Source organism: Saccharopolyspora sp. NPDC003752 (genome assembly GCF_053605825.1).
In genome coordinates this window covers 67014-90122 of record NZ_JBSGJZ010000022.1, presented here as the reverse complement: position 1 = coordinate 90122, position 23109 = coordinate 67014, and the positions used below count along the sequence as shown (strand labels likewise).

General features: G+C 70.8%; 19 protein-coding genes. 8 read left to right on the top strand and 11 right to left on the bottom strand.

Translation table 11 applies throughout. The features are described 5' to 3' along the window. Positions 1-40: 40 nt before the first annotated feature. Together ACWEV3_RS26325 and ACWEV3_RS26320 are read left to right on the top strand one after the other, a co-directional pair. A complete protein-coding gene (locus ACWEV3_RS26325; RefSeq protein WP_452616454.1) occupies positions 41-928 on the top strand; it encodes a LysR substrate-binding domain-containing protein in 888 nt (295 codons plus the stop codon). A 330-nt stretch (positions 929-1258) separates the two neighbouring features. Further along, on the top strand, positions 1259-2581 hold the full coding sequence (locus ACWEV3_RS26320; protein ID WP_452616453.1) for an MFS transporter: 1323 nt from the start codon (positions 1259-1261) through the stop codon (positions 2579-2581). Between the two features lie 59 nt (positions 2582-2640). On the opposite strand, the gene ACWEV3_RS26315 is transcribed toward ACWEV3_RS26320, so the two are convergent. From ACWEV3_RS26315 to ACWEV3_RS26280, 8 genes are all read right to left on the bottom strand, one after another. After that, positions 2641-3285, bottom strand: a complete 645-nt coding sequence (locus ACWEV3_RS26315; RefSeq protein WP_452616452.1) for a dihydrofolate reductase family protein — start codon at positions 3283-3285, stop codon at positions 2641-2643. A 138-nt stretch (positions 3286-3423) separates the two neighbouring features. Continuing rightward, positions 3424-5733 (bottom strand): ATP-binding cassette domain-containing protein, encoded by a 2310-nt coding sequence (locus ACWEV3_RS26310; RefSeq protein WP_452616451.1) that lies wholly within the window; start codon positions 5731-5733, stop codon positions 3424-3426. A gap of 194 nt (positions 5734-5927) precedes the next feature. Then, a complete protein-coding gene (locus ACWEV3_RS26305; RefSeq protein WP_452616450.1) occupies positions 5928-6737 on the bottom strand; it encodes an ABC transporter ATP-binding protein in 810 nt (269 codons plus the stop codon). After that, a complete protein-coding gene (locus tag ACWEV3_RS26300) occupies positions 6734-7522 on the bottom strand; it encodes an ABC transporter ATP-binding protein (protein ID WP_452616449.1) in 789 nt (262 codons plus the stop codon). Before ACWEV3_RS26300 ends, ACWEV3_RS26305 begins: the two co-directional genes overlap by 4 nt. Positions 7523-7658: 136 nt before the next feature. After that, positions 7659-8522 carry an ABC transporter permease gene (locus ACWEV3_RS26295; RefSeq protein WP_452616448.1) on the bottom strand — a complete coding sequence of 288 codons (864 nt, stop codon included), beginning with the start codon at positions 8520-8522 and terminating at the stop codon, positions 7659-7661. Further along, positions 8519-9493 (bottom strand): ABC transporter permease, encoded by a 975-nt coding sequence (locus ACWEV3_RS26290; protein ID WP_452616447.1) that lies wholly within the window; start codon positions 9491-9493, stop codon positions 8519-8521. The genes ACWEV3_RS26295 and ACWEV3_RS26290 overlap by 4 nt, the downstream gene beginning before the upstream one ends. Continuing rightward, entirely contained in the window at positions 9490-11085 is a 1596-nt protein-coding gene (locus ACWEV3_RS26285; RefSeq protein ID WP_452616446.1) for an ABC transporter substrate-binding protein, read from the bottom strand. The genes ACWEV3_RS26290 and ACWEV3_RS26285 overlap by 4 nt, the downstream gene beginning before the upstream one ends. Beyond that, positions 11085-12215 (bottom strand): C45 family autoproteolytic acyltransferase/hydolase, encoded by a 1131-nt coding sequence (locus tag ACWEV3_RS26280; RefSeq protein ID WP_452616445.1) that lies wholly within the window; start codon positions 12213-12215, stop codon positions 11085-11087. The genes ACWEV3_RS26285 and ACWEV3_RS26280 overlap by 1 nt, the downstream gene beginning before the upstream one ends. Positions 12216-12294: 79 nt before the next feature. Between ACWEV3_RS26280 and ACWEV3_RS26275 the strand changes: the two genes are divergently transcribed. Beyond that, the gene (locus ACWEV3_RS26275) at positions 12295-13197 is read left to right on the top strand and encodes a MurR/RpiR family transcriptional regulator (RefSeq protein WP_452616444.1); all 903 of its coding nucleotides are present in this window, start codon (positions 12295-12297) and stop codon (positions 13195-13197) included. Between the two features lie 100 nt (positions 13198-13297). Here the strand turns inward: ACWEV3_RS26275 and ACWEV3_RS26270 are convergent, their stop codons facing one another. Both ACWEV3_RS26270 and ACWEV3_RS26265 read right to left on the bottom strand, forming a co-directional pair. Continuing rightward, on the bottom strand, positions 13298-14572 hold the full coding sequence (locus ACWEV3_RS26270; protein ID WP_452616443.1) for an MFS transporter: 1275 nt from the start codon (positions 14570-14572) through the stop codon (positions 13298-13300). Between the two features lie 106 nt (positions 14573-14678). After that, positions 14679-16052, bottom strand: coding sequence for a M20 family metallopeptidase (locus ACWEV3_RS26265; RefSeq protein WP_452616442.1), 1374 nt, complete (start codon positions 16050-16052; stop codon positions 14679-14681). Between the two features lie 170 nt (positions 16053-16222). Here ACWEV3_RS26265 and ACWEV3_RS26260 point away from each other — a divergent pair, with 170 nt between their 5' ends. Next, entirely contained in the window at positions 16223-17368 is a 1146-nt protein-coding gene (locus tag ACWEV3_RS26260) for an FAD-dependent monooxygenase (protein ID WP_452616441.1), read from the top strand. A gap of 3 nt (positions 17369-17371) precedes the next feature. On the opposite strand, the gene ACWEV3_RS26255 is transcribed toward ACWEV3_RS26260, so the two are convergent. After that, a complete protein-coding gene (locus ACWEV3_RS26255; RefSeq protein WP_452616440.1) occupies positions 17372-19093 on the bottom strand; it encodes an AMP-binding protein in 1722 nt (573 codons plus the stop codon). Between the two features lie 147 nt (positions 19094-19240). On the opposite strand from ACWEV3_RS26255, the gene ACWEV3_RS26250 reads away from it, so the two are divergent. The 4 genes from ACWEV3_RS26250 to ACWEV3_RS26235 all read left to right on the top strand — a co-directional run bounded on the left by ACWEV3_RS26250 (position 19241) and on the right by ACWEV3_RS26235 (position 23041). Further along, on the top strand, positions 19241-20131 hold the full coding sequence (locus ACWEV3_RS26250) for a LysR family transcriptional regulator (protein WP_452616439.1): 891 nt from the start codon (positions 19241-19243) through the stop codon (positions 20129-20131). 243 nt (positions 20132-20374) lie between these two features. After that, a complete protein-coding gene (locus ACWEV3_RS26245) occupies positions 20375-21640 on the top strand; it encodes an MFS transporter (RefSeq protein ID WP_452616438.1) in 1266 nt (421 codons plus the stop codon). A 4-nt stretch (positions 21641-21644) separates the two neighbouring features. Next, positions 21645-22598 (top strand): ribonucleotide-diphosphate reductase subunit beta, encoded by a 954-nt coding sequence (locus ACWEV3_RS26240; RefSeq protein WP_452616437.1) that lies wholly within the window; start codon positions 21645-21647, stop codon positions 22596-22598. A gap of 2 nt (positions 22599-22600) precedes the next feature. Next, a complete protein-coding gene (locus ACWEV3_RS26235; RefSeq protein ID WP_452616436.1) occupies positions 22601-23041 on the top strand; it encodes a hypothetical protein in 441 nt (146 codons plus the stop codon). The last annotated feature ends 68 nt before the right edge of the window (positions 23042-23109 follow it).

The following is a 23109-nucleotide window of genomic DNA, read 5'->3' as shown; positions in this document are numbered from 1 at the left end:
TGACCTGGGCAAAGGCGCTCGCGGTCGGGAGGTTGGAGCGGTGGAGCTACGCCACCTGCAGGCGTTCGTCGCCGTGGCGGAGGAGCTGAACTTCCGGCGGGCCGCAGTGCGGCTGCACATGTCCCAGCCGCCGCTATCGCAACAGATCAAGCGCCTGGAGCACGAGGTCGGGGTGGCGCTGCTGCGCCGCACCACGCGGCAGGTGGCGCTGACCGCGGCGGGGGAGGCGTTCCTGCGCGAGGCGCGCAAGACGCTGCAGTCCGCCGAGGCCGCGCCCCGGCTGGCGCGGCAGGCGGCCGCGGGGGAGATCGGCGTGGTGCGGCTGGGGTTCAGCGGCCAGACGTCGTACCGGGTGATGCTGCTGATCGTGCGGAAGTTCCGCGAGCGCTACCCGAACGTGCGCTTCGACATCCTCAGCCCGCTCTACGGCGGCGAGCTGGTGGACCAGATCAACCAGCACGAGGTCGACGCCGGGCTGTTGCGGCTGCCGGTGCCGACCGAGGGGCTCTGCGTTCGGGAGCTGGAGCAGCACCCGTTGGCGGCGGCGCTGCCGGAGGACCACCGGCTGGCCCGCGTCCGGCAGCTGGGGTTGGACGACCTGCGGGGCGAGTCGTTCATCAGCTACCCGACCAACCGGGGGTCGGTGGTGAACCAGCTGGTGCAGGCGGCGTGCCTGCGGCACGGCTACAGCCCGGACTTCGTGCAGGAAGCGCCGGACACCCACACGATCTTGTCGTTGGTGGGTGCGGGTTCGGGCATCAGCCTGGTGCCGTCGACGGCCGCGCACCTGAAGGTTCCTGGGGTGGTGCTGGTTCCGGTGCACGACGCCCCGCCGATCCCGCTGGCGCTGGTGTGGCGGGCGGACGATCCGAACCCGGCGCTGGCGGGGCTGATCGGCCTCCTCGACGAGGTCGCCGCAGACCTCTGATCCGACAGTTTCAATTGAAACTGACGTTGTCCCCCGTCGGTCGCGGGGGGATCCGACAGTTTCAATTGAAACTGGTAGTGGGTGCCCCGTCGTGGACGCGCGGTTTCAATTGAAACTGTGGAACGGCCGGCGTCGGGTGTCCATAGTGGATGGTTGTGTGGATTTTCGTGCCCGGTGGGGGAAATCGGACATCCAGGTGAAGTGTGGTGCAGTGCACGTGCGTTTCGCGTAACTCCGCGTCGGGTCACGACGACAAACCGGGTGAACGTCCGATCATCGATGATCTTGATTTCGACTTTCGCTGCACAGAACTGAACAAGGAGGTCTTTCGTGGCTGCCGACCGACCGGAGAGTCGGGCATGGTGGATCTGGAGCGCGGCGGTGATCGCCTATCTCGCCGCGGTATTTCACAGGGGCAGCTTGGGGGTCGCCGGAACGCAGGCGCTCGACCGGTTCGACGTCGGTCCGGCCGCGCTGAGCGCGTTCACGGTCCTGCAGGTCGGCATCTACGCCGGCATGCAGATTCCCACCGGATTGCTGGTGGACCGCTTCGGTTCCCGGAAGGTGATCACCGTCGCGGTGTTGTTGTTGGGCACGGGGCAGATACTCTTCGCCCTCGCCGATTCCTACTCGATGGGCCTGCTCGCCCGCGCGGTGCTGGGCCTCGGTGACGCGCTGATGTGGGTCAGCATCCTGCGGCTGGTGGCGGCGCACTTCTCCGCCCGCCGCTACGCACTGGTGGCAACGGTGTCCAGCGCACTGGGGGCGCTGGGTGGCGTTGCGGCCACGTTCCCGCTCGCGCTGGCGTTGCAGAACATGGGCTGGACGGCGACGTTCCTGCTGGTGGGCGCGTTGACGCTGGCTTACGCGGCGGTGACCTCGACGATCGTGCGGGACGTTTCGCCCGGCGGTGCGCAGGCGCGCAGCGGCGGTGCGGTGTTCCAGCAGGTGCGCGAGGCCTGGTCGGTGCCGGGCACGCGGCTGGCGTTCTGGGCGCACTTCTGCACGATGTTCGTCTCGGGCGCGCTGACCCTGCTGTGGGGCTTCCCGTACCTGGTCAACGGGCTGGGCGTGCCGGCGGCGACGGCGAGCGTGATGCTCAGCCTGCTGATCATCGGGCAGGTCGTCGGCGGGCCCGTGGTGGGCGCGCTGATCGGCAGCCGCCCGGAGTGCCGGATGTGGATCGTGCTGGGCTACCTGGTGCTCAACGCCCTGTCCTGGGTGGTGCTGCTGGGCTGGCCGGAAGGACGCCCGCCGCTGGTGGTGATCGCGACGGCGTTCCTGGTCTTCGCCCTGGGCGGCCCGGTTTCGGCGGTGGCGTTCGCCTTGGTGCGGGACTACAACCCGGTGTCCCGGGTCGGCACCGCGACCGGCGTGGCGAACGCGGGCGGGCACTCCGCGACGGCGCTCGGCGTGCTGTTCGTGGGCCTGGTGCTGGACCTGGCGCAGGACATGCCGGGCGGCTCGGAGTACCGGGTGGCGATGCTGGCGCTGGTGGCGATGCTGCTGTTCGGCGCGTTCCGGACGGTGGTCTGGTGGCGCCGGGCGCGGGCGGAGGTGTTCGCGGCGGAGGCCCGCGGCGAAGGCGTGCCGGTGGTGCTGACCCGCCACCGCTGGGACCTCGCCAAGCCCCGCCAGGCCGTCACGGCCTGATCCGCCGAGGAGAGGAGCCGGGCCCGGTGGTGATCGCTCGCCACCGGGCCCGGCTCGCGTCACTTCCGCCAGAACAGGTGGTGGGTGACGCCGCTCGGGCTGGGCACGATCTCCAGGTGGAACCGGTCGCGCAGCTCGTCGGGCGACTCCCAGAGCTTCGACCCGGATCCCAGTTCCACCTGCGAGACCGCCACATGCATGGTGTCGACGAGGTCGGCGTCGAGGAACTGCCGAATGGTGGTGGCTCCGCCGCCGAGCCGGACGTCCTTGCCCCGCGCCGCTTCCCGCGCCTGTTCGAGGACCGTCGCCGGATCGCCGTCCACGAAGTGGAACGTGGTGTCGGACAGCGTGAACGACGGGCGCACGTGGTGGGTCAGCACGAAAACCGGGGTGTGGAACGGGGGTTCGTCGCCCCACCAGCCCAGCCAGTCGTGGTTCTCCCAGGGGCCGCGCTGCGGGCCGAACTTGCCGCGGCCCATGATCTCGGCGCCGATGTTGCGGGCGAAGTCCCGCGTGAAGTAGTCGTCGAGCCCGCGGCTGCCGCCGGGATCGGTCCGGGTGGGCCAGCTCGCCGTGGCGCCGCCCCAGGCGAACATGGTGCCGGGGTCGGCGTGGCCGAACGGCTTCTCGAGGCTCTGGCCCTCACCGGCACCGAATCCGTCGAGCGAAACGTTGAAGTTCTGCACTCTCAGCAGCTGGGTCACGCGGGTTCCTCCTGAACTCTTGTCGATTGGGGAGACCACGCGCGCCGGAGGAACTCATCGGTGAAACGGCCGAACGTCCGGTGACGCCGGACACACCAGGGAGGGGCGCCGCACAGTTCGCGGTGCCCCTCCCCGGTCCTAGTTGCCGCCGACGTACTTGCGGAGGTGTTGGGCCGTCAGGGAATCGCCGGTCGCGACCAGTTCGGCCGGGGTGCCGGTGAAGACGATCCGGCCGCCGTCGTGGCCCGCGCCGGGACCGAGGTCGATCAGGTGGTCCGCGTGCGCCATCACGGCCTGGTGGTGCTCGATGGCGATCACCGTGCCGCCGTCGTCCACCAGCCGGTCCAGGAGCGCGAGCAGCTGGTCCACGTCGGCCAGATGCAGGCCCGTGGTCGGTTCGTCGAGGACGTAGATCGACGCCTTCTCCGCCATGTGGATCGCGAGCTTCAGGCGCTGCCGCTCGCCGCCGGACAGCGTGGTCAGCGGCTGGCCGAGGCGGACGTAGCCTAGGCCGACGTCCACGAGGCGGCCGAGGATCGCGCGCGCCGAGCCCGCGGTGAAGAACTCGTGCGCCTGCGCCACCGACATGCCCAGGACCTCGCTGATGTCCTTGCCCCGCAGCTTGTGGGCCAGCACCTCGGCGGTGAACCGCTTGCCCTCGCACTTCTCGCAGACCGTCGCGACGCCGGCCATCATCGCCAGGTCCGTGTAGACCAGCCCGATGCCCTTGCAGTTCGGGCAGGCGCCCTCGGAGTTCGCGCTGAACAGGCTCGCCTTGACGCCGTTGGCCTTGGCGAAGGCCGTCCGGATCGGGTCGAGCAGGCCGGTGTAGGTGGCCGGGTTGCTGCGCCGCGAACCGCGGATCGGGGCCTGGTCCACCACGACCACGCCGTCGCGGCGGGGCAGCGAACCGTGGATCAGCGAGCTCTTGCCCGACCCGGCGACGCCGGTGACCACGGTCAGCACGCCCAGCGGGATGTCCACGTCGACGTTCTTCAGGTTGTGCGCGTCGGCGCCGGTGATCGACAGGTGGCCGGTCGGCTTGCGGACCTCCTCGCGCAGCCTGGCCCGGTGGTCCAGGTGCCGCCCCGTCAGGGTGTCCGAGCGCCGCAGGCCCGCCACGTCGCCGGCGAAGCACACCTGCCCGCCGGAGGTGCCCGCGCCCGGCCCGAGATCCACCACGTGGTCGGCGATCTCGATCGTCTCCGGCTTGTGCTCCACGACGAGCACCGTGTTCCCCTTGTCCCGCAACCGGATCAGCAGGTCGTTCATCCGCTGGATGTCGTGCGGGTGCAGGCCCACCGTCGGCTCGTCGAAGACGTAGGTCACATCGGTGAGGCTCGAACCGAGGTGCCGCACCATCTTCACCCGCTGCGCCTCGCCGCCGGAGAGCGTCCCGGACTCGCGGTCCAGGCTCAGGTAGCCCAGGCCGATCTCGACCAGCGAATCCAGCGTGTCGCGCAGCGATTCCAGCAGCGGAGCCACCGATTCGTCGCCGATGCCGCGGACGAACTCGGCCAGCTCGTTGATCTGCATCGCCGAGCAGTCGGCGATGTTGCGGCCGTCGATCTTCGCCCCCAGCGCGGCCTGGTTCAGCCGGGCACCGCCGCAGGCCGGGCAGTCGGCGAACACCACCGCGCGGTCCACGAACGCCCGGATGTGCGGCTGCATCGCCTCGCGGTCCTTGGCGAGGTAGACCCGCTGCACCTTGACCAGCAGGCCCTCGTAGGTGGTGTTGATGGTGGCGTGCTTGATCTTGGTGGCCGGCTTGTGGAGGAAGTCCTCCCACTGCTGGGGCGTGAAGTCCCGCAGCTTGACGTCGGGGTCGAACAGCCCGGAGCCGGCGATCACCTGCCAGTACCAGGAGTCCACCGCGAAACCGGGGACGGTGATCGCGCCTTCGTTGAGCGAGCGGTCCTTGTCGACGAGCTCGTCGACGTCGATCGTCGAGACGTGCCCGAGCCCCTCGCACTCCGGGCACATGCCTTCGGGGCTGTTGAAGCTGAACGCCGTCGCGGTGCCGACGTGCGGGGTGCCGAGGCGGCTGAACAGCAGGCGCAGCATCGTGTGCGTGTCGGTGGCGGTGCCGACCGTGGAGCGGGAATTGGCGCCCATCCGCTCCTGGTCGACGACGATCGCGGTGCTCAGGTTGCGCAGCGAGTCCACGTCCGGCCGGCCGAGGCTGGGCATGAACGACTGGATGAACGCCGTGTAGGTCTCGTTGATCAGCCGCCGGGATTCGGCCGCGATGGTGCCGAACACCAGCGAGGACTTGCCGGAACCGGAGACACCGGTGAACACCGTGAGCCGCCGCTTGGGGATGTCCAGCGAGACGTCGCGGAGGTTGTTCTCCCGCGCCCCGCGGACTTCGATCAGGTCGTGGCTGTCGGCGGCCCGCCGGGGTTCGGCGGTTTCGGAGTTGATGCGTTCGGACGGATCCGGGCTCATGCTGCGCTGCTTCTCCAACCGTGCGAAAGGCATTGGTTCCGGATGCCCCGCGGCACCGCTTCCGCAGGCACGCGCCCGTGAGCGTTTCGGGGCGTCCTGGCCCGAAACGCTCACGGCATTTGATCTGCGGAATCGGCGACTCGCGGAGCACCGGCCGTCCTTTATACCGGCCGGGACCGACAGTCGCCGCGAAATCAGCCTGCCAGCTCCGGGAGTTCGGCGCGGCGGGCGGCGATGGCCGCCGGGTTCCAGCCCGGCCGGGGCACCGAATCCTTGAGCAGCTGCACGTACGGATGCTCCGGCGAGCGCAGGACGTCGCGGGTGGTGCCGCTTTCCACGAGGCGGCCGCGCAGCAGCACCGCGATCGTGTCGGTGACCTCGTTGACGACGGCCAGGTCGTGGCTGATGAACAGCTGGGCCGTGCCGGTCTCGCGCCGCAGTTCGGCCAGCAGCCGCAGGATCTGCGCCTGCACCGAAACGTCCAGCGCGGACACCGCTTCGTCGAGGATCAGCAGCTTCGGCCGCACCGCGACGGCCCGCGCGATCGCCACGCGTTGCCGCTGCCCGCCGCTGAGTTCCCGCGGCAGCGCAGGCCTTTTCGACGGGTCCAGGCCGACCTGGTCGAGCAGCTCGCCGACGCGGGCGTGCCGCGCGGCCCGGTCCGACCAGCCGTGCAGGCGGAGCACCGCGTCGAGGCAGCGGCCGATGGGAACGGCCGGGTCGAGTGAGAGGTACGGGTCCTGGAACACCAGCTGGATGGCCTTCGCCCTGGCCAGCCGCGCCCGGCCGGTGCGCGGGCGCGTGGCGACCGGCGCGCCGTCCAAGGTGATCTCGCCGCCGTCGGGTCGTTCCAGGCCGGCCAGGATGCGGGCGATCGTGCTCTTGCCGGAACCGGATTCGCCCACCAGGCCCAGCGATCCGCCATCGGGCACGGTCAGCGACACGTCGTCGACCGCGCGGGTCGGACCGAACGACTTGCGCAGACCGGTCACTTCGAGCGTCATGCGTCGACTCCGTCCTCGTCCAGCACCGGCACGGCGGCGAGCAGTTCCGCGGCGTAGGCGGATTTGGGTGCGGCGAACAGCTCGCGCGCGCCCTGCTCCTCGACCACCTCGCCGGAGCGCAGGACAACCACGCGATCGCAGAACGCCGCCGCCAGCGGCAGGTCGTGCGTGATGAAGAGGATCCCGAGCCCCCGATCGGCGCGTGCCCGGCTCAGGATCCCGATGATCTCGGCCTGCGTGGTGACGTCCAGGGCGCTGGTCGCCTCGTCCGCGACCAGCAGCTCCGGCTCCGGGGCGAGGGCCGCGGCGATGACCAGCCGCTGCAGCATGCCGCCGGAGAACTCGTGGGGGTACCGCGCGAGAATGGCCTCGGGTTCCCGCAGCCCGCACTCGCGCATCAGGCCCACCACCCGGTCGCGGGCATCCTGCCCGGACCAGCCGAGATTCGTGCGCAGCTGCTCGGTCAGGAAGTGCCCGACCGGGCGCACCGGGTTGAACGCCGCGCGCGGTTCCTGCTGCACCACGCCGACCTTGCGGGTCCGCAGCTCCCGCAGCTCCGCCGGGGACATGCCCAGCACGTCCCGACCGTCCACTGTGATCTGTCCGGACACCGCGGCCGAGGCCGGCAGCGAGCCCGCGATGCTCATCGCGGCGGTGGACTTGCCGGAACCGGACTCGCCGACCAGCCCGACCACCTCGCCCGCCTCGACGCGCAGGTCGATGCCGCGCAGGATCGGCCTGCCGGGGAAACCGACGGTCAGCTCCCGGAGTTCTGCCAGGCTCATGACTGGTCCGCCTCTCCGCGATTCGCAGTGGTGGTTGCGTTCAGCGCACTCTCCCGTTGCGTGGTTTCCCGTGGCTGGGATGCGTCACGGTCCCCTGGGGTGCGGCTGAGGAGGGCTGAGGTTGGCACAGGGCTGCTCATGAGTGCTCCGCCCTGCCGAGCCGGTCGGCGATCCGCACGCCGACGATGTTGAACGCCACCACCGCGATCGCGATCATCGCGCCGGGCACCAGCGTCGGGGCCATCGCGCCTTCGAGCATCGCGAACTGGCCCTCGGCGACCATCAGGCCCCAGTCCGACGACGGCGGCTGCGAGCCGAATCCGAGGTAGCTCAGGCTCGCCAGCGCCATCAGCACGTCGCCGAAGAGCACCACCGCGTAGCCGAGCACGATCGGCATCACCCGGGGCAGCAACCGGGTCAGGCAGATCGCCGCGCCGCCCATGCCCTGCACCCGGTACGCCTCGATGTACGGGCGCTGCCGCTCGGCCCGCGCGGCGCTGCGGGTGATCTTGGCGACCGCGGGGAAGTACGCCAGGCCCAGGGCCAGCACCGACGCGGCGACACCCGTGCCGAGCACCGCGATGGTCAGCACCGCGAACAGCAGGCCGGGAAAGGCGATCAGCGCATCGGTCGCGCGGGAGACCACCGCGTCCAGCCAGCCGCCGCGCCACGCCGCGACGACGCCCAGCACCGGGCCGAGGAGCAGCGCGATGGCCAGGACGCCCAGCGGCGCGATCAGGCTGGTGCGGGCGCCGTGCAGGATGCGGGACAGGATGTCGCGGCCGAGCTGGTCGGTGCCCAGCAGGTGCTCGATGCCCGGCGGGGCGAGGATCGAGTCGAAATCGGTGGCCGTCGGGTCGTAGGGCGCGATCAGCGGCGCCGCCAGCGCGGCCAGCCCGAGGACCGCGAGAACGCTTGCGGCGCCCCAGAACAGCGGGCCGTTGCGCCGCCGCCCGGACGCGACCGCGGCGTCGGCGACGAGTGATCCGGACAGTGTCATGCCGCCGCTCCTGCCTGTCGTGGGACACCCGCGCGCCGGGCACGGCGCAGCCGCGGGTCGGCGAGGTGCTGCACCAGCTCGGTCAGCCCGGTCGTCACCACGTACGCCAGCACCATGCACAGCAGGACCGCCTGCGTGACCGGGAAGTCCTTCGTGTTGATGGCGTTGACCAGCAGCGATCCCACGCCGCTGAGCCCGAACACGGACTCCACCACCACGGTGCCCGCCAGCAGGCTCGCGGTGATCATGCCCGCCATCGTGGCGATCGGGCCGACCGCGTTGCGCAGCACGTGCCTGCCGATCACCAGCCGCTCCGGGATGCCGCGGGTGCGGGCGACCCGGACGTGGTCCTGCACCAGGATGTCCACCATGGACTGCCGGGTGACCCGGGTGATGGTCGCCAGCGACACCACCGCCAGGGAAACGGCGGGCAGCGTCAGGTGGTGCAGCCTGCCGAGCACGCCCTCGCCGGCGCCGGTCACCGGGAACCAGGCCAGCCCGACGCCGAACGCGGCGATCAGCCCGACGGCCGCGACGAACGGCGGGATCCCGGCCAGCATGGCCGTCGCGGCAGACACCACCGAGTCCAGCGGCCCGCGGCGCACCGCGGCCAGCGAGCCGAGCAGCACGCCGATCGCGATGGTCAGCACCGCCGCGTACAGCGCCAGCCACACCGTGGTCTCCAGCCGGGTGGCGATCAGGAAGCCGACGTCCTGCCCGTAGACGAACGACCGGCCGAGGTCGCCGCGCACCACGCCACCGAGCCACAGCACGTACTGCACCAGGAACGGCTGGTCCAGGTGGTACTCGGCGCGGATCGCGGCCAGCGTCTCGTCGCTGGCGTTCTCCGCGCCGCCGGCCAGCACCGTCGCCGGGTCACCGGGCGCCAGGTACATCGCGGCGAAGATCAGGAACGACGCGACCAGCAGCGTGATCACCACCTGGCCGAGCCAACGCAACAGCGCGATCAAGACCGCCTCCCGAGATCTGCCGCCCACGGATAGGTCAGGTAGGCGCTGGAGACCGGCGCGCCGGTGAGCCGGTCGCTCATCGCCAGCGTCGTCGGGGCCATCACCAGCGGGATGGACAGCATGTGCCCGAGGTACTCGTCCTGCAGCCGGATGACCTGCCGGGCGCGTTGCAGGTCGTCGTAGGTGGCCGCGGCCGAGGCGAAGGTGCTCTCGTACTGCTCGTCGCGGAAGTCGAGGTAGTTGTTGACGCTGTCGGGCAGCACGTTGTCGTACATGCCCAGCCCGTCGGGCTTGGACAGGTACCAGTCGTTGACGATCAGATCGACGCCGGCTCGCGCCTCTGGAGAGGCGAACAGCTCCGAGAACTGGGCGGGCGGCACGGTGCGGATCTCCACCGGCAGCCCCAGCTTCAGCCCGGCGTCGCGGACGCCGTTGGCCAGCACGTTGCCCACGGCGGTGCCGTCGTTGGCCACCACGATCGGCTCCGCCGGCGGCCCGGCCTCCCGCACCAGCTCGCGGGCGCGCGCCAGGTCCTGCTCGCCGGGGCGGATCGGGACGTCGCGGATTTGCTGGTATGCCTGCTCGAACAGCTCCTTGCCGGTGCCGAACGTGCCCGCGCCGACCGGCAGCTTCCACGGCTCGGCGGCGCCGCGGAACGCCGCCTCGGCCATGCCCCGGCGATCCAGCGAGAGCGACAGCGCGGTGCGCAGCCGGACGTCGGCCATCGGCCCGCGGCCGGTCGGGATGAGCTGCCACGCCGACGTGGTGAGTCCGAAGTGGAGGGACAGCTCCGGGCTGGTGCTCAGCGCCGGCGCCATGCTCGGGTCGTCGAGGTAGGCGCCGTCGGCGGCGCCGGTGCGCAGGCTGTTGACCGCCGCCCACTCGTCGCCCCAGACGAACCGGATGCTCTCGGTCAGCGGCCGGAGCTCGGGGTTCCAGTAGTCCGGGAACCGCTTGATCGTCAGGCTGGACCCGGCGTCCCAGCGGTCCAGGTAGTACGGGCCGCTGCACGCGTCGGGCCGGCCGGGGCTGCCGAAGTCCTGGCCGAGCCGGTTCACCACGTCGGCGTTGAGGACGATCCCGGCGTCGCCGGCCATCCGGTACTTGAACTGCGCGTCCGGTTCTTCCAGCCGCACGGTCACTTCCATCGGGCCGGTGACGTCGATGGAATCGACGTTGCCGAACTCGTCGGACTCGTCGTTGCCGTCCTCGGCGTGCCGTCGCAGGCTGAACGCGACGTCCTCGGCGGTGACCGCGCTGCCGTCGTGGAACCGGACCCCGTCGCGGACCCGGTAGACGAACGTCGCCGGGTCCGGCATCGCCGGTTCCCCGACCAGCCACGGGCGGACGGTGAGGTCCGGTTGCAGCTGGTAGAGGCGGTCGCAGAGGTTGGCCACCACGGTGTCCTCGGTGGTGGCGCCGTGGTAGTCGGTGTCGAGGGTGAGCGGCTCGGAGTCCAGGAACCAGGTGATGTCGCCGGCCGGCGCGACCGCCGGCGGCGTGTTCGGCACCAGCTGGACCGCGCCGAGCTGCGCGGAACTGCCGCAGCCGGCCAGCAGCCCGGCGGCGAGCAGGGCGAGGCATCTTCGCATCAGCTGTCACCGCCCGGTCCGTCGTAGAGGTTCCACGGCAGCAGCTGGTACTCCTCGGTGCACGGGTTGCCCGCCGCCACGTAGTACTCGCCCGCGGTGAGGTCGATGCAGTTGTGCAGCACGGTCGACCACTGGCGGATCTCGTCGGTGCGCTCGTCGGGATGGGTGCACACCGACTCCGGGTAGCCGAAGTGATCGGAGAAGGCGTCCTTGATCGCCTTGCGCACGGCATCGCCGCCGGACGCGGTGCGCGCCTGGCGCAGCCCGGTGCGGATGCGGGGCACGCGGAACAGGGAGTCCACCGGCCGGGGCCGGTAGTCGGCGGCCAGCTGCGGCGGGATGAATGCCTGGTAGTGGTTGCCGTGCACCAGTACCCCGTCCTCCGGGTACATCCAGCCGTGCGCCTTGGGCGTCGTCTCGACGTCGATGGCGAAGTCGTCGCGGTGCGTCAGCAGCGCGTTGCTGGCGATCTGCTGATCGGCCTTGCTGAGCACCTCCAGCGCCTCGTGCATGCTCGACGAGTCGAGCACCTTGCGGCGGATGAGGGTCTGCGGGACGCCGCGGGTGGCGCCGAAGTTCCCACCCAGGCCGTTGGCGTTGAGCGCGAGGCCGGTGGAGTTGGCGCCCTGGCGGCCGACCTGACCGGCCTCCAGGTGCATCACCACGGTCGGCTTCGGCGGCTGCACGATGCGGGCCACCACGATGGTGTCCTTGATGCCGTGCCGCCAGTCCCAGTTCTGTCCACAATAGACGTGGCCGTCGCCGCTGGCCTCGGGCAGCAGCGCGAACGACGAGCAGCCGTCGGCGTCCTCGTCGGTGGCGGGCAGGCTGTCCCGGATGAGCTCGCCGCGCGCGTTGAGCGCCAGGACGTCGGTGAAGCCGACCCCGGCGCCTTCGGCGATGCCGGTCATCTCCTCGACGAGGTCGGGGGCGAATCGTTCGCAGCCGGGGCGGAGCTCGTCGACGCGGGCGGTGACCTGCTGCCACGTCAGGCCGGTCGACTTGCCGAATGCGTCGGAGTAGTAGGCGAGGGCGCGGTCGATCTGGGGCCGGGCGAACTCGCCGTACTGGCGGCCCCGTTCCCGTGCGGTGCCGCGGAGTTCCACGGTGGGAAGTGTCAAGTTGTTCATCCGGTCTCTCACCAAGCGCTGTAGTATTCGCTACAGGAAAAATGTGACGGGCGTGACTGCTACAAGAAATGTAGTGAGGATGACGGATAAGTCAAGACTTGAAGCGAACACTTCAGGAGAGGCGGCGGCCGAAGACCTCCGCGCGAGGGTGCAGGAGCGCCTCGACGTGCTGTCCCGCGCGGAGCAGAAGGTGGCGCGCTACCTGCTGAACATGCCGCAGGAGCAACTGGTCTTCGCCACCGCCGAAGAACTGGGCCAGCACACCGGCACCAGCGACGCGACGGTGGTCCGCACCGCGCGCAAGCTCGGCTACAGCGGGCTGCCGGAGCTCAAGCGCGAAGCCGGGCGGGCGCTGGTGACCACGGTGGCGCCGGCGACCCGCCTGGAGCAGCGGCTGGCCAGCATCGGCCCGGACCTGGAGCGGGCGATGGCCACGGTGTTCTCCGAGGCCCGCGACGAGCTGGAGAACACCCTGGCCGCGCTGAAGCTCGAAGACGTGCGGACGGCGGTGAGCCTGCTGTCCCACGCGCGCGAGGTGATGGCGTTCGGCGTCGGCGGTTCGGAACTCGGCGCTCGGCACCTGGCGCTGCGGCTGAACCGGCTCGGGCGGCGGGCCCGGTTCGTCGGCAGCACCGGCTTCCGGCTGGCCGACGACCTGCTCCCGCTGGGCCGCGACGACGTCGTGGTGATCTACCTGCCGGGGCGCGCCCTGCCGGAGCTGGAGGTGCTGCTCGACCACGCCCAGGTGGTCGGCGCGCGCCGGATCCTGATCTCGGAACGCCGCCTGGCCAAGCAGTTCGCCCCGCAACTGGACGTGGCGCTCTACGCGGCGGGCGGAGCGGGCCGGGTCGCGGCGGAGTCGACCTCGGCGCTGACCCTGACGGACCTCCTCGTCCACGGGGTGGCGACCCTCCACGAAACCCAAGCCGTGGAAACCCGGAACACCCTGACAACCCTCCGAGAACGCCTCCTGCGCAAATGACGTCGTGAGTGGCTATGGCCGCGGGCATGGGACCGTGCGTACTTTGTGCTGCTATAGCAACACAAAGTACGCACGGCTCGACGGCCGCTCGCGACGCGCGTCAGCGGAGGCCGAGGCGACGGCGGATCGCCAGCAGGCTGAGGAGGCTCGCTGCCGCCGCGAACATCAGGTAGAAGCTCGGGGCCAGGCTGGTGCCGGTGAAGCCGATCAGCCACGTGCTGATGAACGGCGTGAACCCGCCGAACACGCTCACCCCGATGTTGTAGCCGATCGACATGCCGGTCGCCCGGGTCTCGGTGGGGAACAGCTCGGACATCAGCGCCGGCAGCGCCCCGAAGTAGCAGGCCTTCAGCAGCCCGATCAGCAGCATCATGCCGACCATCACGCCGAATCCGGGGAACGCCACCAGCGTCGCGAAGATCGGGTAGATCAGCAGCAGGATCAGCGCGGCGAACACGCCCATCAGCTTCACCCGGCCGATCTTGTCCGACAGGTGCCCGACCAGCGGCGTCACCACGGTCAGCACGACGCCGGTGACCAGGGTGGCCGTGAAGCTGGTCGACGCGGGCAGGCCGAGCTGCTTGATCGCGTAGGTCGGCATGTAGGTGATCGTGTAGTTGAGCACCGTGGAGACCAGCAGCGCCCCGACGACCAGCAGGATCCGGACCTTCTGGGTGCGCAGCACGGTGCGCACCGGCGAGTGCGGTTCGGCGGTCCGCGTCGCGGTGAATTCCGGTGCCTCGTCGACGAACCGCCGGATGTAGTAGCCCACCGGGCCGACCAGCAGGCCGACCGCGAACGGGATCCGCCAGCCCCACGACTCCAGCTGCTCCGGGCTCAGCGTGGCGGTCAGCAGCACGCCCATCCCGGCCGACACCAGCGTGCTCAGGCCCTGGCTGGCGAACTGCCAGCTGGCCACGAAGCCGCGCCGGCCCGGCATGTGTTCGACCATGAACGCGGTGGCGCTGCCGAACTCGCCGCCCGCCGAGAAGCCCTGGATCAGCCGCGCCAGCAGGATGCCGATCGGCGCGACCAGGCCGACCGTCTCGTACGAGGGCATCAGGCAGATGATCGCGGTGCCCAGCACCATCAGCCGGATCGACAGCGTCAGCGACGCCTTGCGCCCGGCGCGGTCGGCGTAGGCGCCGAGCACCACCGCGCCGATCGGCCGGATCAGGAACGAGACGCCGAAGGTGCCCAGCGTCAGCAGCAGCGACACCGTCTCGTCCTGCGCCGGGAAGAACACCTTCGACAGGACCGTCGCGAAGATCGCGTAGACCGCGATGTCGTACCACTCGAGCGCGTTGCCGATCGAGGCGGCCGCGATCACCCGGAACGGTTTGTGCGATTTCGCCGAGGCGGTGGAAGTGGCCATCACGGTCTCCAGGTCTTCAAGTAGGAGCGCGACTTCGCGCGAAATCGGCGGTATCCGTGCGGGGCGGTGGGCGAGTTCGCGCGAAATCGCCCATTCCTCGGGAGGATCAGCGCTCGCCGAGGTCCCAGAACAGGCCGGCCATGATCGCCAGCGCTTCGCGTGCGACGGTGCCCAGCAGGTGCTCGTTCGGGGCGTGCTGGGCGCAGGCGGGATAGGAGTGCGGGACCCAGATCGTGGGGAGCCCGAGCACGTCGGCGAAGGCGTCGTTGGGCAGGGTGCCGCCCAGGTTCGGCAACAGCGCCGGTTTGACGTCGGTGGTGCGCCGCAGCGACTCCAGCGCCCAGCGGACCCATTCGTCCGCCGGGTCCAGCCGGGTGGCGGCGACGCTGCTGGTGACCTCGACGTCGATCATCGGGAAGCCGTGGTCGTCGAGGTGCGCGCGCACGATCCGCTCGACGTCCTGCCAGTCGGTGCCGACGACGAAGCGGAGCTGGCAGTGCGCCTCGGCGCTGCCGGGGATGGCGTTGACCGGCGCCTGCGGGGTGCCCGCGGTGAACGCCAGCACCTCCAGGGTGTTCCAGCCGAAGACGCGTTCGCTCGGCGTCAGCCCCGGCTCGCCCCAGTCGGCGTCGATCCCGGGGGAGCCCGGGCCGCCGTCGACGGTGATGTCGGCCAGTGCGTCCCGCACCGATTCCGGGATCGGAGCGGGCCGCAGGCCTTCCACCCGCACGGCCCCCCGGGGTTCGATCATGCTGGCCAGCGCGTTGGCCAGGATGCTGGCGGGGTTGCTCAGCAGGCCGCCCCAGTTGCCGGAGTGGTAGGCGCTGTCGCGCAGGTTCACGCGCAGCGAGAAGTTGACGGCGCCGCGCGAACCGAGGAACAGCGTCGGCCGCCGCGCCGAGAGCCGGCAGCCGTCCGAGGCGATGAGCAGGTCGGCGGCGAGATCGTCGGCGAGGTCCGCGCAGACCTCGCTCAGGCCCGGCGATCCGGTCTCCTCGCCCATGTCGAGCAGGATCTTGAGGTTGAAGCCGAGCCTGCCGCCGCGGGTTTCGAGCACCTGCTCCAGCGCGGCGAGGTTGATGGTGTGCTGGCCCTTGTTGTCGGCGGTGCCGCGGCCGTACCAGCGGTCGCCCTCGACGGTGATCCGCCACGGGTCCAGCCCGTCGCGCCACTGCGCGTCGTGCCCCAGCACGACGTCGCCGTGCCCGTAGGTGAGCAGCGTGGGCAGGGAGTCGTCCTCGTGCCGGTGGGCGATCAGGAACGGACCGCCGCCGGGCACCGGGTTGTCGACGATGCGCGCGGTGCAGCCGAGCCGTTCGACGGCGGGCGTGATCTCGTCGGCGAGGTACTGCCGCAGCACGTCGGCGCGCTGCGGGTCCTGGCTCTCGGTGCGGAAGGCGACCCGGCGCGCGAGGTCCGTGCGGAACGCGCCGGAGTCGTAGTACTGCGTCGCCCGCTCGACCGCCACTTCCCGGCTCACCGCGATGTCCTCCTCGAATCCGCTTGCGCACCAAGGGTTTTCCGCGCCGCATGCGCTACCTGGATTCGCAAACTCAACCACGCGGAACGCCGCATGACCAGCAGCAAAAAGACAAGGCAGCGTTGCCGGATCGGCAACGGCCGCGCGGGTGCGTGGCGTAGCGTGAGGTGGTGCGAAGCGCGACTGTGATCGGTGCGGGGATCGGCGGGCTGGCCGCGGCGGTCGGACTGCACCGGATCGGCTGGCGGGTGGCGGTGGTCGAGCAGGCCGCCGAGATCGGCGCGATCGGGGCGGGGATCACGCTGTGGCCCAACGCTTTGCGCGCGTTGGAGGCGCTCGGGTTCGGCGAGCGGGTCCGGGAGCTGGGGAAGCCGCAGGAGTCCGCCGGGATGCGCTCCAGCGACGGCCGGTGGCTCAGCCGGCTGGACGGCGCGGAGATCGAGCGGGAGCTCGGCAGGCCGATGCTCGGAGTGCACCGGGCGCAGCTGCACCGGATGCTGCTGGACGAGCTCCCGGCGGAGTGCCTGCACACCGGCGTCCACGTGACCGCCGTCGGCCGGGACGGCGCGGTGCCGGGACTGGACCTGCCACCCGCCGATCTCGTCATCGGCGCCGACGGCATCAGCAGCCAGGTCCGGGCGCGGTACTGGCCGGACGCGCCGCGCCCCCGCTACACCGGCTTCGCCGCGTGGCGCGCCATCTGCGAGCGCCGGGACCTGACCGAGATCGGCGTGAGCTGGGGGAGGGGCCGGGAGTTCGGCATCGTGCCGTTGGTGGACGGCCGGATGTACTGGTACGTCGCGATGCCCGCACCCGAAGGCGCCCGCAACCCCGACGAGCGCGCGTACCTCCGCGAGCAGTTCGCGTCCTGGCACCCGCCGATCCCGGAGCTGATCGACGGCACCCCGGCGGAAGCGGTGCTGCGCAACGACATCCGGCACCTGGGTGGCCGGCTGAAGTCGTACGCGAGCGGGAACGTGGCGTTGCTCGGCGACGCCGCGCACGCCATGACCCCGCACCTCGGCCAAGGCGGCTGCCAGGCGCTCGAAGACGCCGTCGTCCTGGTCGCCGCCTGCGCGCGGTTCGACGACTTGGCCGAGGCCCTGACGCACTACGACGCCGAGCGCCGCCCCCGCACCCAGCAGGTCGCGCGGGCCTCCTACTGGGCCGGGCGTTTCGGCCCGTTCCTGGCCAGTCCGGTCGCGGTCGCGCTGCGCGACACCGCCGCGCGGCTCACCCCGAGCAGCGCGGCGATCAAGACGTTCATGCGGGTCAGCGGCTGGACCCCGCCGCAGATCGAGGGGCTGGACGGCTGACGGTCAGGAGCTCTCCGCGAGGCGCTGCGCCCGCTCCAGCAGGTCGCCCTTCTTGATCTTCCCGGTCGCGGTCATCGGCAGCTCCGGCACCAGCACGAAGCGCGGCACCTTGTACGAAGCCATGTTCTCCCGCGCCCACCCGGTCAGCGCCTCCGCGGTCAGCGCGGTCCCCGGGGCCGGTTGCACGTAGGCCAGCGGCAGCTGGCCCTTGGCGCGGTGCGGCATCGGCACCACCGCCACGCCCAGCACCTCCGGGTGGCGGGCCAGCAGCGCCTCGACCTCCGACGGGAAGACGCTCATGCCGCTGACCTTGATCATCTCCTTGTTGCGGCCGAGGAAGTGCAGGCAGCCGTCCTCGTCCACCATCCCGACGTCGCCGGTGCGCAGCCAGCCGTCGCGCAGCGCCTCGGCGCTGGCGTCCGGGCGGTTCCAGTAGCCGGTGAGCAGGGAGGGCGTCCGGATCGCGATCGCGCCGCGCTCGCCGATCGGCACCGGCTCGCCGGTTTCGGGGTCGACGACCATGAATTCGGTGCCGGGCACCGGAAGCCCGCAGAACACCGGCTCCGAGCGCAGGTCCCGGTCGTCGTCGGAGAAGCCGTAGGTGATGGTGTCGGCGGTGTGCGTCTCGGTCATGCCGTAGGACGCCTCGCGCAGGACGCTGTGCTCGCCGACCGCCGCCGCCCAGCGCCGCCGCAGGTCGGGCGTCAGCTTGCGCACGAACGACATCGACCGCGCGTTGTCCAAACTGGACAGATCGTGGGCGGCGAAGTCGGGGTGCTCCATCAGCTCGACGTAGTTGTCCACGGTGCCGATCATGTCGGTCACGCGGTAGCGCTCGACGGCGTCGAGCACGGCGGTGGCGTCCCACCGGGCGAGCAGCACGACCGTGCCGCCGTGCACGAGCGGGACCAGGATTCCCATGTCCTCCCCGGCGATCCAGAAGATCGGCACGTAGCAGAGGTAAACGTCGGGTTCGGTGCTCCGTCGCGGCGGGCGCGCGGCACCCGCGGTCACCGCGGTGTAGAGCATGTGCCGCTGCGTGTGCTCGCAGCCCTTCGGCAGGCCGGTCGTGCCGCCCGTGTAGTTCAGCGCGGCCAGCGCGTCCAGGTCCACCTCGCGGCGCTCGGCGCGCGGGCTGGCACCCACCCGGGACCACTGGCTGCCCGTCGTGTCGCTGCGCAGCGTGTCCGGGAGCGGCAGCACGGGCTCGGCGGGCAGCAGGTCGGCGGGCGAGGTCGCCAGCACCTCGCGCAGCGGTGTCTCCGCCCGGACCTGCTCCACCAACGGCACGAGCTCGGTGCTCACGACGAGCACCTCGACGCCGGCGTCGGTGAGCTCGTAGCGGAGTTCGTGCTGCTGGAACATCGGGTTCACGGGCACGTGCACCGCACCGAGCTTGAGGATGCCCATCATCGCGATCACGAACTGCGGGCAGTTCGGCAGCAGCACGCCCACCCGGTCGCCGGCGCGCACGCCCGCGCCGTCCAGCCAGCCCGCGAACCGGTCGGACGCCTCGTCCAGCTCGGCGTAGGTGATCTCGCGGCCGTAGAAGACGATCGCGGGGCGCTGCGGTTCGTGCCGGGCCCAGTGCCGCAGGTGGTCGGTCACCGGTACTTCGCCGAGCGGGTAGGTCACGTCGCGGGGGACGTCCCGCGGCCAGCTGCGCTGCTGTCGAGCGCGGAGATCCGCCAGGTAGCTGACCACGTCCATCTCGGCTCCCGCCACTCGCCCGAAACATACCGACTAGTCGGTCGATGCTGCTCAGCGTCGTGCCGAACCGGCCGCATGTCAACAGTCCACCGCGTCCCGGTCCCGCGCGGCGGACTGCGGTAGCGTCCCCGCCATGTCCTGCGGCCGCCCGGATTTCGCCCGATGAACCAGCTCCGGTACTTCCTGGAGGTGGCTCGGACCGGGTCGATCCGGGAGGCTTCCGAGCGGCTGCACGTGGCGACCTCGGCGATCAGCCGCCAGGTGGCGAAGCTGGAGAACGAGGCGGGCATGCCGCTGTTCGAGCGGCAGCCGCGCGGCATGGTGCTGACCGAGGCCGGTGAGATGCTGGCCGCCTACGCGCGGCGGCGGATGCGCGAGGAGGAGCAGGTCCTCGCCGAGATGCGCGAGCTGCACCAGTCGCACCGGAGCACGGTGAAGGTCGTCAGCTCGGAGGGCTTCGCCCAGGACTTCCTGCCGGAGGCGATGGCCTCCTTCCGCGCGGAGCACCCCGGCGTCCGGTTCCGGCTGCGCGTCACCACCCCGGCCGCGGCGACCCGGGAGGTCGGGGAGGGCACCGCGGACATCGCGGTCACCTTCAGCACGGCGCCGGAGAAGGGCGTGCGCGTCGAGCACTCCGAGCGCCACGACATCCGGGCCCTGGTCCGCGCCGATCACCCGCTGGCCGAGCGCGCGGAAGCCGCCCTGGCCGACCTGCTGCCGTACCCACTGGCGCTGATGGAGGAGGGCACCACGCTGCGGCAGCTGTTCGACATCTGCTGCAGCATGGAGGGCCTGGAGTTCGACCCGGTCTTCGTCAGCAACCACACGATCGCCCTGCACAGCTTCGCGCGGCTCTCCGGCAGCGTGACCCTCACCGGGCGGCTGAGCGTGCGCCGCCGCCTCGACGAGGAGGGCCTGGTGGCGATCCCGCTGACGAACCCGGAGCTGCTGGAGCGCAACCTCCAGATCCAGACGATGGCCCAGCGCCGCCTCCCGGTCCCGGTCCGGCTCTTCGTCGACCACCTGATCGCCACCATCCGCGACGGTGGTTGACGACGGGTCGTTCGAGCGCGAACGTCCTCGACGTTCGGGGGGAATGTGCCCGAAACCCTTGACACTGGGGGAAGATCGCTCCGACCCTGTTGGTCGGTCGACGAATTTTAGAGCGAAATTCTAGGGTTGCGGCTCGGGCCGAGCCGGATGTGGGGGTAGGCCGACAGCCGGTCGCGGAAGGGCGGAGCAATGGGGCTCTCGTACGTTCGTGAACTCTCGGAGTATCCGACCGGATCCCGCCGGATGCGCATCCTGTCCATGGCGGTGCTGGCCAGCCTCATCGGTTCCTACGAGGGGCAGATCGCCCCCGTGGTGCCGTTGTTGCTGGAAGACCTGCACATGAGCCTGATCACCTACGGCTCGGTGTCGGCCCTGGCGCTGATCGCCGGGGCGATCGCGGCGATGGTCGGCGGGCGGCTGACCGACCAGTTCGGCCGGGTGCGGGTGCTGGTCCCGCTGATGCTGCTGACCGCGCTGATGTGCTTCGCGATGACGCTCGTCAGCACGCCCGGCGAACTGCTCGTCGCCCGCGCGTTCCTGTCCATGCTCGACGGCGTGGTGATGGCCGCGACCGCGCCGCTGGTGCGGGACTTCTCGCCGCGGATGGGCCGGGCGCAGGCCTTCGGCTTCTGGACCTGGGGGCCGGTGGGCGCGAACTTCCTGGCCGCCGTGATCGCCGGATTCACGCTGCCGCTGTTCGACAACTCGTGGCGCTCGCAGTTCGTCATCATGGGTGTGGTCTCGCTGGTCATCTCGCTGGTGATCGCGTTCAACATCGCCGACCTGTCGCCGCGGCTGCGGGCGCAGATCCAGCAGACCGAGAAGCGCGCGCTGGCCGCGGCCGACACCGACCGGCCGGTGCGGATGCGGGACCTGTTCGGCCACACCACGATGTGGGCGCACGTCGTCGGCATCTCGGTGTGGCTGGTGCTCTACCTGACGTTGTCGCTGTTCGGGCAGACGATGCTGGCGCAGAGCTTCGGGCTCAGCGCGGCCTCGGCATCGGCCGTGATGAGCGGGTTCTGGGTGCTCAACCTCGGCACGCTGATCGCCGTCGGCCGGCTCTCCGACCGGCTGCAGCTGCGCAAGCCGATCACCGCCGCGGGCACCGTCGTCGCGGTGGTGATGACCGGCTACCTGGTGGTGCTGATGGGCGGCGAGACGATCTCGATCGTGCAGCTGCTGGTCACCGGGGCGCTGCTGGGCGCGGGCATGGGCGCCGCGTACGCGCCGTGGATGGCGAACTACTCGGAGAACACCGAGGACATCGATCCGCGGCTGCAGGGCAGCGCGTGGGGCGTGTTCTCGTTCCTGACCAGGGTGATGGCGGTGCTGGTGCTGTTCTTGATGCCGCGCGTCGTGGCCGCCACCAGCTGGTCGGCGTGGCTGTCGATCGCATTGGTCTGCATGGTGCTGTTCCTGCCGGTGATGTTGCTGTTCCGTGGGCCGTGGCGGCGTCCGCGGGTCCGCGAGGACGTCGCGCCCGGCGTCGAGAAAGCCGAGAGGTGAGCAGATGACCGACCTTTCCCAGGACGCGGTGGACCGCGTCGATCTGGCCGGCCTCGGCCGCGTCGACATCGACGACGTGCTGGCCTACCTGCACCGCGACCTGAAACGACTACCCGGCTACCTGGACCTCTACCGCCGCTACCTGCGGCAGCGCTGGGACGTCTACGAGCTCGACTTCACCCGCGACGCGGCGGACTGGGCCGAGCGGATGACCGAGGTCGAGCGGGAGGCGTTCGTCGCGATCTCGTCGGGATTCCACCACGGCGAGCGGCAGGTCGAGGTGGAGCTGCCGGTGTTCATGCTGGGCGGCAGCGAGGAATCGAAGATCTACATGTCCAGCCAGATCGAGGACGAGGCCCGCCACACGGTGTTCTTCGACCGCTTCTACCGCGAGGTGGTCGGGCTGCCCGGCGAGTCGATCCAGGACGTGCTGGACGCTTCCTTCCACCACGTGGCCGAAACGTTCGTCGGGCCGTTCGGGCTGCTCGCCTACCAGGCCGACGAGCTGCGCGCGGACCCGGAGAACCCGGCGCTGCGGGTGCGCTACGGCACCAACTACTTCCTGTGGATCGAGGGCGTGCTGGCGCTGTCGGTCATGAAGATCACCCTGACCTACTGCCGCAACAGGGGTTTCCTGCCCGGCTACTACGCGGGGTTCACCGCCACCTGCCGCGACGAGGCCCGCCACGTGCAGGCCGGGATGCGGTTCCTGCGCGACTCGGTGCGCGAGGATCCCCGCCTGCTGCTGGAGATCCACGAAACGCTGCGCACCATCCTGGCGATCAACGGCGCGACGAGCCGCCGGGTGGCGCTGGAGTCGCTGGGCTGGTCGCCGGAGGACGTGCGGCGGCTGATGATCCGCCAGCTGAACATGAAGCTCTCCGACGTCGGCATCGGCCTGGCGCCGGACATCGAGCGGATGATCGACAATATCGAGCCCGAACTGGCGGGAGGATGAGCATGCGGCTGTTCAGTCCACAGTGGGCGGAGGCGGCGCGCGAGGTGGTCGACCGCGGGCCGGACGAGGCGATCCGGGCGGCGAAGCTCGAGAGCTACTGGGAGTGGATCGACCGGGCGCGCGGGTCGTACTCGTCGTCCTGGGCGCTCGGCCTCGCGGAAACGGGCCAGTACCTGCGGTTGCGGTGGGCCGACGGCGACTGCGTCGAGGCGTCGATCCGCGACGAGCCGGACGCGGACTACGTGCTGACCGCCGACGCCGCCGCTTGGCGGGACATCACCACCGGCGAAGACGCCGGACGGCTGCTGATGTACCGCCGGATGCGGCTGGTGCACGGCGACGTCCTGCTGTTCTTCCGCGGCATCTACTTCGTGGTGGAGTCCATCGCGGCGATCGGCCGGATCCCCGCATCGATGCCGCCGGAGGCGGCGCCCGCCGGGTGAGGTGAACGGCCCGTCCGTTCCGTGTGTTGAGGTGAACGGTCCGTTCGCTCCGCATCCGCTTCCGTTCA

Excerpts from the sequence above, each read along its gene's own strand:
- ACWEV3_RS26310 (WP_452616451.1), bottom strand. The coding sequence starts at position 5,733 with ATGAGCCCGGATCCGTCCGAACGCATCAACTCCGAAACCGCCGAACCC.
- ACWEV3_RS26305 (WP_452616450.1), bottom strand. The coding sequence starts at position 6,737 with ATGACGCTCGAAGTGACCGGTCTGCGCAAGTCGTTCGGTCCGACCCGC.
- ACWEV3_RS26300 (WP_452616449.1), bottom strand. The coding sequence starts at position 7,522 with ATGAGCCTGGCAGAACTCCGGGAGCTGACCGTCGGTTTCCCCGGCAGG.
- ACWEV3_RS26295 (WP_452616448.1), bottom strand. The coding sequence starts at position 8,522 with ATGACACTGTCCGGATCACTCGTCGCCGACGCCGCGGTCGCGTCCGGG.
- ACWEV3_RS26285 (WP_452616446.1), bottom strand. The coding sequence starts at position 11,085 with ATGCGAAGATGCCTCGCCCTGCTCGCCGCCGGGCTGCTGGCCGGCTGC.
- ACWEV3_RS26280 (WP_452616445.1), bottom strand. The coding sequence starts at position 12,215 with ATGAACAACTTGACACTTCCCACCGTGGAACTCCGCGGCACCGCACGG.
- ACWEV3_RS26275 (WP_452616444.1), top strand. The coding sequence starts at position 12,295 with ATGACGGATAAGTCAAGACTTGAAGCGAACACTTCAGGAGAGGCGGCG.
- ACWEV3_RS26270 (WP_452616443.1), bottom strand. The coding sequence starts at position 14,572 with ATGGCCACTTCCACCGCCTCGGCGAAATCGCACAAACCGTTCCGGGTG.
- ACWEV3_RS26250 (WP_452616439.1), top strand. The coding sequence starts at position 19,241 with ATGAACCAGCTCCGGTACTTCCTGGAGGTGGCTCGGACCGGGTCGATC.
- ACWEV3_RS26245 (WP_452616438.1), top strand. The coding sequence starts at position 20,375 with ATGCGCATCCTGTCCATGGCGGTGCTGGCCAGCCTCATCGGTTCCTAC.
- ACWEV3_RS26240 (WP_452616437.1), top strand. The coding sequence starts at position 21,645 with ATGACCGACCTTTCCCAGGACGCGGTGGACCGCGTCGATCTGGCCGGC.
- ACWEV3_RS26235 (WP_452616436.1), top strand. The coding sequence starts at position 22,601 with ATGCGGCTGTTCAGTCCACAGTGGGCGGAGGCGGCGCGCGAGGTGGTC.